8 protein-coding genes are annotated in these 11,773 nt (G+C 45.9%); 2 read left to right on the top strand and 6 right to left on the bottom strand.

The features are described 5' to 3' along the window. Positions 1 to 116: 116 nt before the first annotated feature. The 4 genes from ACMVP2_RS23095 to ACMVP2_RS23080 form a co-directional block, all read right to left on the bottom strand. Positions 117 to 1,550, bottom strand: coding sequence for a RagB/SusD family nutrient uptake outer membrane protein (locus ACMVP2_RS23095; RefSeq protein ID WP_416865296.1), 1,434 nt, complete (start codon positions 1,548 to 1,550; stop codon positions 117 to 119). Between the two features lie 32 nt (positions 1,551 to 1,582). Further along, complete coding sequence (locus tag ACMVP2_RS23090; RefSeq protein WP_416865295.1) at positions 1,583 to 4,807, bottom strand: SusC/RagA family TonB-linked outer membrane protein; 3,225 nt, start codon at positions 4,805 to 4,807, stop codon at positions 1,583 to 1,585. Between the two features lie 30 nt (positions 4,808 to 4,837). Then, the gene (locus tag ACMVP2_RS23085; RefSeq protein WP_339789624.1) at positions 4,838 to 6,268 is read right to left on the bottom strand and encodes an L-fucose/L-arabinose isomerase family protein; all 1,431 of its coding nucleotides are present in this window, start codon (positions 6,266 to 6,268) and stop codon (positions 4,838 to 4,840) included. Positions 6,269 to 6,338: 70 nt separating this feature from the next. Continuing rightward, positions 6,339 to 7,565 carry an MFS transporter gene (locus ACMVP2_RS23080; protein ID WP_416865294.1) on the bottom strand — a complete coding sequence of 409 codons (1,227 nt, stop codon included), beginning with the start codon at positions 7,563 to 7,565 and terminating at the stop codon, positions 6,339 to 6,341. A 100-nt stretch (positions 7,566 to 7,665) separates the two neighbouring features. Between ACMVP2_RS23080 and ACMVP2_RS23075 the strand changes: the two genes are divergently transcribed. Next, positions 7,666 to 8,418 (top strand): GntR family transcriptional regulator, encoded by a 753-nt coding sequence (locus ACMVP2_RS23075; protein ID WP_416865293.1) that lies wholly within the window; start codon positions 7,666 to 7,668, stop codon positions 8,416 to 8,418. Positions 8,419 to 8,497: 79 nt separating this feature from the next. Here the strand turns inward: ACMVP2_RS23075 and ACMVP2_RS23070 are convergent, their stop codons facing one another. Together ACMVP2_RS23070 and ACMVP2_RS23065 are read right to left on the bottom strand one after the other, a co-directional pair. Continuing rightward, a complete protein-coding gene (locus ACMVP2_RS23070; RefSeq protein ID WP_416865292.1) occupies positions 8,498 to 9,910 on the bottom strand; it encodes an MBL fold metallo-hydrolase in 1,413 nt (470 codons plus the stop codon). An 81-nt stretch (positions 9,911 to 9,991) separates the two neighbouring features. Further along, positions 9,992 to 10,642: a Crp/Fnr family transcriptional regulator gene (locus ACMVP2_RS23065; RefSeq protein WP_339789612.1), complete on the bottom strand. Its 651-nt coding sequence runs from the start codon at positions 10,640 to 10,642 to the stop codon at positions 9,992 to 9,994. A gap of 224 nt (positions 10,643 to 10,866) precedes the next feature. Here ACMVP2_RS23065 and ACMVP2_RS23060 point away from each other — a divergent pair, with 224 nt between their 5' ends. Beyond that, positions 10,867 to 11,685: a LytTR family transcriptional regulator DNA-binding domain-containing protein gene (locus ACMVP2_RS23060; RefSeq protein WP_416865291.1), complete on the top strand. Its 819-nt coding sequence runs from the start codon at positions 10,867 to 10,869 to the stop codon at positions 11,683 to 11,685. Positions 11,686 to 11,773: the final 88 nt, after the last annotated feature.

The raw sequence follows: 11,773 nt of genomic DNA, 5'->3' as shown, positions 1-11,773 counted from the left end.
TGCTTATAAGGGATTGTAGGGTCGGACCAAAGCTATGATGAGACTTTTGCCTCGCAAAAAGGAAGCTAAGCTCATCATAGGTCTTTGGAACGACTTCACCCTACCTACCTACTTTGCTAATACCCATCATTTTGGGCAAGATTCACATCAATGTCCAATTCTCTTTGTGGAATTGGCATTAACAACTCATAATTTTCAACTGTAAAACTTTGTCCCTTTGCTGCAAAATGGGCGTTCATTACTGTCTGTAACCTGCCTGTGCGCAAAAGATCAAACCATCTATGTCCCTCATTAAAGAACTCAACTCTTCTCTCTCTCTCCAGAGCCAGAGAAAAGTCGGCTTTCGAAAGACCTGCCAAAGCATCCAGGTCAGCTCTTTCTCTCACCATATTGAGATACTCGTGAGCATCGTCAGTTCTTGAAAGCTCGTTAAGTGCCTCAGCATACATCAGCAGTACATCGGCATAGCGCAGCGACGTGTAGTTTACACCTCCATCGCCAAGTATCCCGGTAGTAAAGTCGACGAACTTCAATCCTGCAAGGTAATCTCCATAAGTACCGTCCAGTAGTCTCACAGAGTCGGCGATAGACACCGGTCTTCTGGCATCTCCCGTCTCGTAAGCACTGGCTACATCTGAAGTTGGGTTAATTCGGCCGTTGCCCTGCATGTTGCCGGGAAACATGCCCAGGTTGAAAAGGGCTGGGAAAAACACAGATGAAAACCTGTTACCCTCACCCACATTGCCTGACATGTACTTCACCTCGAAAATAGACTCTCCAAGCTCGTCATTTCCTGGCGAGAACAGAGCGGCATAGTCGTCCTCAAGCGTATACCCCATGCCCATCACGTCTTCGAGCACGGAAGCGGCCAACTGATGTTCTCCCATAGTAAGGTATACTTTGCCAAGGAGCGTTGAAGCAGCACCCTCAGAAGCCCTCGACTTGCTCAGCCCCGAAACGTCTTTCAGAAAACCTGCCGAAGCAGTTAAGTCAGATACAATCAAGTTATAGATCTCACTCGCCGGCTTTCTGCCCATGTCAAAATCCGCTATCTCTTTAGGGCTTTTGAACGAAACGGTGATCAAGGGAAGGTCTCCAAACAGCCTTACCAAATTGAAGTAATTGTAGGCCCTGAGAAAAAGAGCCTCACCTCTATACTGAGATTTTAACGCCTCACTGATGTCAACACCATCCAGCTTTGAAAGTATAGTATTGGCCCTTGAAATGGCCGTAAAACTATCGCTCCAAACTTCTCCCACAAACGAGTTGGCAAGTGTCATGTTCATCTCGTCGCATTCCGATTCTGCCGTCGTTGGGGAACTCCATTGTATTTCCGCATTGTCGGTGGTCAGCTCTGTGATGTACAGCAACGACAAGCTATGCAGGTCTTGAAGGCCCGAGTATGCGCCAATTAAACCGGTGTCGAAGTCTTTCGCTGTTTTATAAAATCCAGTCTCGCTGACAACGTATTCCGGCTCTAGTTCCAGAAAATCGTTGCAAGAACTCAGAGAGAGAATAAGTACAGTAAATATTGCTATTGTCTTTTTCATGATTCTTTTTTTAAAGGGTTGTTCTCCGGTATTTAGAATGTCACGTTTACACCGAGGGTATAAGTGCGAGCAAGCGGATACGTCAGATAATCCACCCCTGAATTGACAACATTGTTACCAGCAGTACTTGATTCAGGATCGTATCCCGGGTAGTCTGTGAAGGTGTACAGATTGCTAATGTTCAGGTAAAACGATGCATTCGACAAGGCCAGCTTTGAAATAGCAGCTTTCGGCAACCTGTAGGAAAGATTTACATTTTTGATCCTTAGGTATGAGGCGTCAAACAAGAAGTGCGACGACGTACCAAAGCCGTTTGCATAGTTATTCCTGATGGCTCTACCCTGATATCCATCGCCCGGGTCGCTTTCAGACTTCCACCTCTTGTCACCAAGGGCGAGCTGATTTTGAACGCCTGCGTTGTTTAGGATGATAGTTCCCGCCTGGAAAAAGGTTTCAGCTCCCTGAGAACCGTTGAGAGTGATACCAAGCCCCCAGTTTCCATAAGTAAAGTTGTTGGTCAATCCCCATACAAAATCAGGCCATGGATCGCCGACAATCTTTCTGTCATTCGAGTTAATGGTGCCGTTGCCATCCACGTCCTCAAAAATCAAATCACCAGCCTGAACATTGGGGTGAATAACGGCAGTGCCTGTAACCTCCTCATTCGTTTTGTACACGCCAATGGCATTTTGCATGAAGAAGCTGGCAATCGGATAACCTTCCTGAGTAATCTGGTAGGCTGAGTTGGTAATCCGGCCACCTTCTGTCGCCAATCTCAATACATTGTTTTTGTTTTTGCTGAACGTAACACCCGTTCTCCACTCAAATTTGCTTTGCTTAATGTTGACAGTCTGAATCGCCAACTCTACACCCTTGTTCTCGATATCACCAATATTCTGTGTCGAGGAGGTAAAACCTGACGCTGCGGGCAACTGAACTCCAAGCAACAAATCAGTCTTAAGGTTTTTGTAAAACTCGGCGGTTACCGAAACACGGTCATCAAACATGCTCAGATCGACACCAAAGTTTGTCTGCTTCGATTTCTCCCAGGTAAGGTCAGTGTTTGACAAACTACTGGGCACCAAACCTGCCACCAGGCTGTTGTTTTGAACGTACCTTGAAGTGGAAAGAAGTCCGATGTGCGAGTAGTTTCCAATCTGGTTATTTCCGGAAAGTCCGTAACTCATTCTCACCTTCAAGCTGCTGATGAAGTTAACCGATTGCATAAAGTCCTCTTCGGAAATCACGTAACCAACAGAGAGTGAAGGAAACGTACCCCATTTGTTGTTAGCACCAAAGCGAGAACTACCGTCTCTACGAACAGTTCCAGTAAATAGGTACTTGCCGTCGTAAGAATAATTCACCCTCGACAAAAGAGAAACCATTGACCACTCAGAAATGACATGAGTTCCGGCGTTGACAATGCCTCCTGAAACAAAGGTTACGTTATCGGTCGGGAAATCAGACGCACCAACAGACAGCCTGTCCCAGCTCTCCTTTTGCTCGGTAAAACCTACCAACACATCGAGGCTGTGCTTCTGATTGAAAATATGCTTGTAATTCAATGTGTTTTCGTTCAACCAGTTCATCGTTTCCGTCTTGGTTGCACCTGCATTGGAAGGATAGTTGAGCGAGGTGAAGTTTGGAATAAGCGATGATCTCCAGATCTTGGCATCGTTGGTACTGTACTGGATGCCCGCCGTGGTTTTGAAAGTAAGACCATCAGCTATTGTCACTTCAATAAAATTGTTACTGTAGATATCCGTCACCTTTCTGTTGTCTGAAAAGCCTGCAAGAAGGTTCAATGGATTCTGAAGCCATCCCAGTCCATCAGTTACGTCTGCCTGGCTGTTGTAAGGGTTGCCATCGGCATCATAAACTGGTATTGTTGGGCCGGCAGCCAGTGCCTGAGAAATCACACCACCGGTTCCGTAGTGTCCCTCAGTGTTAGGGAAGTTACCAAAGCCGTGCGAGCCTGAAAGCGATGTTCCAACTTTTACCCTGTCAGTCAAGTTGACATCAACATTTGAGCGGAGGTTAAACCTCTTGTAATCTGAGGTTTCAACCACTCCCTTTTGATCGTAGTAGCCGCCAGAGATAAAATAGTTAACGTTATTTGACCCGCCGGTTGCTGATAACTGATAGTTGGCTACCGGGGCAGTTCTGTAAATGACATCCTGCCAATCGGTGTTAGTGGTAATGGAAGATGGGTTTCTAAACTCAGGCCGCACAAAATGAGCGCCAGCCCTTACTTCGTTTGGGTCAGTCGCCTGACCGCCAACGTAAACTCTTGCATTGTCCCGGCCATCAGCAACAAATTCAGCGTACTGTGCAGAATTCATCATATCCAGCTTGTTGGCTACCTGCTGCAGGCCGTAAGACATATCGAAGCTAATGGTAGGCTTGCCTACTGCTCCTCTTTTTGTGGTAATAATCACAACACCATTAGCACCTCTTGAACCATAAATAGCCGTTGCAGAAGCATCCTTCAGCACTTCTATCGATTCAATATCTGCCGGATTTATTGACGCAAGCGGGTTAATTCTACTTTGCGTGTTATTAGCTATACCAGCTGACGAATAAGTACCTCCACCATAAGAAGAGAAATCAGAGCTTCCACCAGTAGATATCGGGTAACCATCAACAACATAAAGCGGCTGGTTTCCTCCCGTAATAGAGCTTACACCACGTATCAATACGTTGACGTTTCCTCCGGGAGCCCCCGACGTTTGCGAAATTTGCACACCGGACACTCTTCCCTGGATCATCTGATCAAAGCTGGACGTGGATGGCAACATCATATCCTTTCCATCTACCCGAGCGATAGAGCCGGTAATATCCTGTTTCTTTTGCGTTCCGTAACCTGTCACCACAACTTCTCCAAGTACCTTGAAGTCGTCTTCCATGGTCACGTCAATCACTCTCCGTGACCCTACCGACACCTCCTGAGATTGGTATCCAATAAACGAGAAAAGTAATACAGCATTTGAATCATCAACATTCACCGTGTATTTACCCTCTGCGTCAGAGATAGTACCTGAGCTGGTACCTTTTACTAGAATGCTTACTCCCGGAATGGCCATCCCATCGGAGCCAACAACAACTCCCGACACACTAAAAGCGCCGGAAACACCATTTTGATTTTGAGCAAGAGTTGGAAATCCTGCGAGAAGTGCCAGTGCGAAAACAAACATGCAAAGGTACTTTTCACAAACTCCTTTCTTAATCAAAACCAGATTCTCTAAGTAGTTTTTCATAGTCATAAGTATGTGTTTATTTAACTTTTATTATTTATCGCTGGCGATAACTTGCGATTCAATGTTTAAGTAATTTGCTATCTTCTGTAGCGTTGATGCGTGGTGACCAACACCCAGCGCAAAGTGGTGTGTTGGGCCTTCCTTGATCCATCTGGTTAAAAACGTTTTCACATCAGGTTCAAAGAATCCCCTGGTGTTTGTATTGCCTGTTGGGGGGATCGGGCCAGACACTGACTGACCCTCTGCTATGATGAATTTGAATTTTCCATCATAGGTCGAGTTGATCGACAGCATGGTAATGGGTCCTTCTTTGATTTTGAACTCCACCCCTGCACCGTGACCCGGCTTGCCGTGGTACTTCTTCAGGCTCCTCAAAACAGGCTTCCCGTCGGCAATAGAAATGTTGTGTGGCCCGTCGTGACCTACCAGCACAAACCCTTCTTTAAAATCGACCGGATGGAACTCTGCGAAGCTCCCGCCTATCGAAAGGCGGTCGAAAATGAGAAGCGCAATAAGTGTTTTTAAATCCGACTCTCCGCACATAGGAATGTGCTTCGCTGTGAGAAGTGAATTGCCGACAATAAGGTTCGACATGACCTCACGAAGCTCGCTGTTTTCAGGGCCGTCGTAGTAGTAAGCCAGCCCGTCAAGCTTATGCGTTTCAACAAATCTTTCGAGGGCCACACTCACCCTGGCAGCCATGCGTAGGTCGTCTTCCTTCAGCTTCATGGAAATCGGGTCAGAAACGGGATCAGGAGTGTCGAAAAAATCCAGAATCTTCTTCTCGCAGTCCTTTATCTCCTTCTCGGTTACCTCCTCATAGCATTTCATTAGCTGGTTGGCCTCACACTGCACAATGTGACTACCAAAAAAAGACGTCAGCATGGTCGCATCGGAATGCATGTCGAGCATGGCGTTGATTGGGTGCCCAATATGCCCCAAATGAGCCTTCTTTAAATCGTGCAGCACCCTGGCTATTCGGCAATATTCCTCAATCTCCGCATCAACTTCAGGGTCATCATACAGCGTGCCGATAATCATATCGGGCACCTTCTTACCCATCCGCACGGCTACTCCGGCAAACTCCGGCAATGCACAGATATCGTCGTTTACCAGTTGCATGTAGGTAGACGCCTTTGAATAGTCCAGCGCTTTCAATGGCTGCAGTGCAACCAGCACAATTGGAATATTAATGGTCTTAATAATTATCCCGAAAGTTCCTGACGTTGCATAAGTCAGCATGTCACAAAAAATCATGTCCAGGTTTGCCTGTCCAATTTTGTCGACCATGCAGTACGCCTTTTCAGGATTGTCCACCAGGCCCAGGTCTATCACCTCAACGCCATTGGATTTCACCCTCTTAATGAACACATCCTGTTTCTCCGTCAGCTCCTCCAACAAGCCTTCAAACTGAGACCAGTATTTATCGTAGCCTACTCCGAAAACCCCTATTCTTGTCATAATAATGTTTTAAAATTCTTAACGCTTAATAAGTTTAACTTAACGCACTATTTAAAAAATTGAAAAAAAATTATGCGGCAGTAAAAGCCGCTGACTTTTTCTTTGCAGTGAAAATCATATAACCTATAAATACAACGGGATACATAAGCCCGCAATAAATCCATACTGAATCGTAAGAATACGTGGAAATAATAAACCCAATCACCGGATTAAGTACCAGTGACGACAGGGCGCCGGCACTCCCTGAGAGCCCCACAACCGTGGATGAAGCTGTTTTGCCAAACGCATCCCCAATCGAAGTAATGTAATTGGTGATCCATAATCCGTGGGCAAAGAAAGCCAGCCCAACCAACACCAAGATGACTACATAGGAATCCAAAAGCCCTATGGCTGCTACTGGCAGTGTCATTAAGGCGGCAAAGCCCATGACGACCCGGCGGGAAAATGCTTCTTTTTCAGTCTTTTGAAAGATGAAGTCCGATACCCATCCGCCCGTCACATTCGCAACGCCCAACGCCAGGAAAGGAACCCACAGCAACTGGCCGATCTTGTCTACAGCAAGACCATGACTTTCGTTCAGGTACTTGGGAATCCAAAACATATAGAAGTAAAGAATGGGATCAAGCACAAAGCGCATGGCCATGAAAATCAATGCCTCTCTGGATTTGAGTACTTTAATGAAGCTGAAGCTTCTTTTTTCAGCTACCTCACTTTTTGACGGGGCCTCTGCCAGCTCATTCTTTTTTGTAATGATAAGCCAGGCCACCAACCAAACAAACCCGAAAGCGCCAGTCATTATAAATATGTAGCGCCAGTCCCAAAACCCTAAAAAGTATGCACACAGTGGTGGCGCAATAACAGCACCAAGCGCAGATCCGCCGATGGCAATGCCGTTCGCCAGGGAATGTTTTGTTTTGGGTACCCATTCAATAACTGCCCGAACTGCACCGGGAAAACATCCTCCTTCTCCTATGCCGAGCAAAAACCTGAAAGTAGCAAATTGAAATACACTGCCAGCAAAACTGTGCAGTATGGTGGCAAAAGACCAAAACCCTACAGAAACGGCCAAACCCAGTCGGCTACCGTATTTATCTATAAGTACACCGCCGAGGGTAAACATGATGGCATAGCTTGCCAGAAAACCCGAGTTGATAAATCCGTACTCGACATCGGATATAAATAAATCTTCCTTTATTTTAATAATGACAATGGACAGCACCTGCCTGTCAAGGAAGCTTAAAGACGTAGCTATTAGTAGCAGGAATACGACCCACCAATACTTTGTTGTAGTTTTCATAGGGTGCCTTAACGCACTAAGTTCAAGAACCTAATGTAGTAAGTAAATTTTAATATGACAAAAAAAAATTTCAAATTAGCTGTCCGCCAAACTTAGAGTAATGAAAAGGCCAGTCCCCAAGTATATTTTAATCAGCAAAGAAATCATTCAAAAAATCGAGTCAGGTGAGCTTTTACCTGGCGATAAGGTGCCTTCTGAGAACGAATTGATCAAAGAGCACAACGTGAGCAATACTACAGCCCGCAAGAGTTTGCACGAAGTAGAATTACAGGGATGGGCAACCAGAATAAAAGGAAGAGGCACTTATGTGTTAAATAAAACGGAAGACCGGCACGTTACCAGGGTCCTTGGTTCGTTCGACGCCATGAAAAACAGCTTCGACGGCAACCTGATCAAAGAAGGGTTCAAGCCAAAAGATATTATTCTTGAAAAGACAATCCTTGAGAGTGGCCTGTCATCCAAAATCGATAACAGACATATGAAGATCGACGGCCCGGTGTTGAAGGTTCACCGCCTGAGATACGCCGACGACACGCTAATGAAAGATGAGACCAGATACATTTCTCTGGTGGCTTGCCCGAAGATTCACCTTATTGAGCTGAAAGACCCGCTGATTGCCATTTACGAGGATCAGTACAAACTAAAGTTGGGCAATGCTCACAGAACAATGGGAGCGGTCATTCTTTCGCCCGGTGATCCTCAGAACTATTTCGAGAACACCGTACCTCTGGCAGCTTTTATGCTCGATGGAGCCATCTTCTCCGAAGATGGAAGAATTGTTGAGATCGAAAGATCATTGTACCGGGGCGATCGCTATAAATTCTCGATCAATACAAAGCACGAGCTAGACTAGGTGCACAGAGGAATTCAAAAAAAAAATCGTGCCGCCAGCGATTGCTGAGGGCACGACATAATTCTCTAAAACTTATTGACTACTTCTGTAACGTGGTAGGGCAAACATAATCCGTTTTGGGTACGCCGGTTGTCTCAATCGCCTTCCAGCCGCCTTCAATATTGATGACATTGTCCCAACCTCTGGCTTTCAGGATAGAGCTCGCAATCATGGAGCGATACCCGCCAGCACAATAAAGGTACAATGGCTTTTCTTTGTCAAAGTCGGCCATATGGTCGTTGATGAAATCCAGCGCCAGGTTTTTGGCATCCTCCACGTGCTCAGCGGCAAATTCACTCGGCTTGCGCACATCAATCACCTCGAGCTTTTCCCTATCATACTTGTCAGAGAATTCGGCCGCTGAAATATTTTCAATCTCATCTATCTCCTTTTTTGCCTTCTTCCAGGTCGCAAAACCGCCTTCCAGATAACCGATCGTATTGTCGTACCCTACTCTTGCCAGCCTTGTTACTACCTCTTCTTCTCTACCCGGCTCAGCCACAATCAGAATCGGCTGCTTAATATCCAGGATCAATGCGCCTACCCAAGGGGCAAAGCTGCCGTCGATACCTATATTGATAGCGTTAGGAATGAATCCTTTTGAGAAAACATTTGGATCACGGGTGTCAAGCACCAACGCCTCCGTTTCGTTAGCTGCCGCTTCAAACCCTTCGGCAGAGAGCTTTTGCAAGCCACGACTAAGCACTTTATCCACGCTTTCATATCCCATCTTGTTCATCATCACATTTTCCGGAAAGTACACCGGCGGGGGCGCCAATCCGTCAGTTACTTCTTTGATGAACTCATCCCTTGTCATGTTTGCTCTCAGGGCATAGTTGGTTTCTTTTTGATGGCCAAGCGTATCAGTGGTTTCCTTGCTCATGTTTTTTCCACAAGCTGAGCCTGCTCCATGTCCTGGGTACACGATCACGTCATCGGGCAATGTCATAATCTTATTTCGAAGTGAGTCAAAAAGATGACCTGCGAGATCTTCCACGCTCAGGTGCGACTTGGCAGCCAGGTCAGGTCTTCCCACGTCACCGATAAAGAGCGTATCGCCCGAGAAGATAGCATTTTCTTTACCCTCCTCATCCAGCAACAAATAAGTGGTGCTCTCCATGGTGTGCCCAGGAGTGTGAAGCACTTTAATAGTCACATTGCCGATTTTTAACTCCTCTCCGTCGCTGGCAATGTGAGCCTCAAAGTTAGGCTTGGCATTGGGGCCAAAAACAATGGGTGCTCCCGTTATTCTGGAAAGGTCCAGATGCCCGGAAACGAAGTCAGCGTGGAAATGGGTTTCCAGCACATACTTAATTTTAGCTCCTCTTCTTTTGGCCTTCTCCACATAAGGTGCTACTTCTCTCAATGGGTCTATAACAACCGCTTCGCCTTCACTCTCTATGTAGTAGGCACCCTGTGCCAAACATCCTGTGTATATCTGTTCTACTATCATTGTTGTTTATTTTTCAATTTCCTTCAGCAAAGGTATACCAGCGGAAGACCGACTTCAGTGACAATGATCACTCTGGCAAAACTAGTCAAAAATTTTGTCGAGGTTAATGATTTCAATATGGTTTCGGCTCAATACAATAGCTCCCGACTGCTCCAGTTTTTTCAATAACCTCGACACCACCTCTCTGGCAGTGCTCAGGTCGTTGGCAATCTCCTGATGTGAGATGGCCAGCAATTTTCCTGACACTTTCATCTGACGTTTCAAATAAAAGACAAGGCGTTCGTCCATTGATTTGAACGCCACACTGTCAAGAGTAATGAGCAACTCTTCAAATCGCTTTCTGTAGGTGGCTACCACAAATTCGTGCCATGTTCTGTACCTGGTTTGCCAAGTTTCGGTCAAAACAAAAGGAACTGTGATGATGGTGACATCAGAAACAGCCTTGGCCGAAATGGCACTCTTTTCACTTCGAGCAGCACACAAAAGTGAAAGTGCACAAGCTGAACCCGGCTCCAGGTAGTACATCAGAAACTCCTTGCCATCCTCGTCTTCTCTGGAAACTTTCACCAGACCATCTATCACCAGCATGGCTGATTTGATATACTGGCCGGAGCTAACGAGCAATTCTCCCTCTTTAACATTTTTTACGTGCCCTTCACTCAATATGGCTTCTTTAAGGCCTGATTCCATTCCTGGAAACAGCGTGGCAAGTTTTTCTGTAGTTATATCCATCAACACTGTTTTTTCTAAAGTAATGCTCCCTCGGTCTTTTTTCGCTATTCCAAAAGCGCTAGCGCTTACTGCACAACACAACCATTGTAATCAGGTGAATCGTTCCCAATGAGCGCAAACAATCCATTTGCTTTCTCCGACGGATGGTTGCAAATGAAATATCGCCGAACTAGCCAAACCAACATTTTTCCAAAGTTGCGATTTTTGTTCGATTTTTGTTTGCTATGACTACACGCTACACCCTTCCGCTTCGCCACGACGTTTGGATTATTTTAGGTGTAAGTCTTATTGTCTCTCAACTGTTCATTTCCATTGGAGCAGAAAAGGACTGGTTCGAGCTCTTTCAGGACAGCTCCTTTGTGCCAGATACGCTTTTTGTGTTTACCCTCACGTCAGCACTATGGCTCTATGTCCGAATGGTTACAGTGTTTTTGCAGCAAAAATATGATTGGTTGGAAACGCCCATAGCACGTATTCTTACTCAGGTCTTTTTTGGCATTGCGCTTCCTTCTGTGGCGTGCATTTTTATTGTGGCCCTCTATTTCTACCTGCACTACCAGCTACCTCTTTCTTCTACCTCGTTTCCCGACTACGAGTTTCCCTTCACAATAATTGTGATCGCCCAGTTTAACCTCTACTATCTCATTTACTACTTCTACCGAAAAGCTAAAACACAGGCGTCCCCCAACACTGCCGTTGAAACAAAAAAATCCATTGTAGGAATGATTGGAAGAAAGAATGTCCCGATTGACCTGCAGGACATTGCCAATGCGTTTATCAAAAACTCCGTTGTTTACATCACCACGTTCAGCAATACCCGACTATCGGTCAACTACACGCTGGACGACATCTCCCTGCTCCTAAATGAGAAAGATTATTTCAGGGCCAACAGGCAGGTCATTCTTCACCGCAAGTCGTGCAAGGCCTTCATGAACGAGGCCAACGGAAAACTGCTCATAGAACTTGAGCCAGATGCTGATGCGCCTTTGATCATTAGCCAACTCAAGGCTGCTGAGTTCAAAAAGTGGATTGGCGCCAATTGACCCGGACGCCTGCCTGTTCTCTATCTCACCCCATTATTTTCATATATCAGGCCCAAATTCCCCTACTTCACTGAAAATTTCGCTATCC

Source organism: Imperialibacter sp., from assembly GCF_048007035.1.
Classification (GTDB): Bacteria; Bacteroidota; Bacteroidia; order Cytophagales; family Cyclobacteriaceae; genus Imperialibacter.
Note: the sequence above shows the minus strand (reverse complement) of the source record. Positions and strands in the feature narration are given on the sequence as shown.

Excerpts from the sequence above, each read along its gene's own strand:
- ACMVP2_RS23085 (WP_339789624.1), bottom strand. The coding sequence starts at position 6,268 with ATGACAAGAATAGGGGTTTTCGGAGTAGGCTACGATAAATACTGGTCT.
- ACMVP2_RS23095 (WP_416865296.1), bottom strand. The coding sequence starts at position 1,550 with ATGAAAAAGACAATAGCAATATTTACTGTACTTATTCTCTCTCTGAGT.
- ACMVP2_RS23075 (WP_416865293.1), top strand. The coding sequence starts at position 7,666 with ATGAAAAGGCCAGTCCCCAAGTATATTTTAATCAGCAAAGAAATCATT.
- ACMVP2_RS23070 (WP_416865292.1), bottom strand. The coding sequence starts at position 9,910 with ATGATAGTAGAACAGATATACACAGGATGTTTGGCACAGGGTGCCTAC.
- ACMVP2_RS23065 (WP_339789612.1), bottom strand. The coding sequence starts at position 10,642 with ATGGATATAACTACAGAAAAACTTGCCACGCTGTTTCCAGGAATGGAA.
- ACMVP2_RS23080 (WP_416865294.1), bottom strand. The coding sequence starts at position 7,565 with ATGAAAACTACAACAAAGTATTGGTGGGTCGTATTCCTGCTACTAATA.
- ACMVP2_RS23090 (WP_416865295.1), bottom strand. The coding sequence starts at position 4,807 with ATGAAAAACTACTTAGAGAATCTGGTTTTGATTAAGAAAGGAGTTTGT.
- ACMVP2_RS23060 (WP_416865291.1), top strand. The coding sequence starts at position 10,867 with ATGACTACACGCTACACCCTTCCGCTTCGCCACGACGTTTGGATTATT.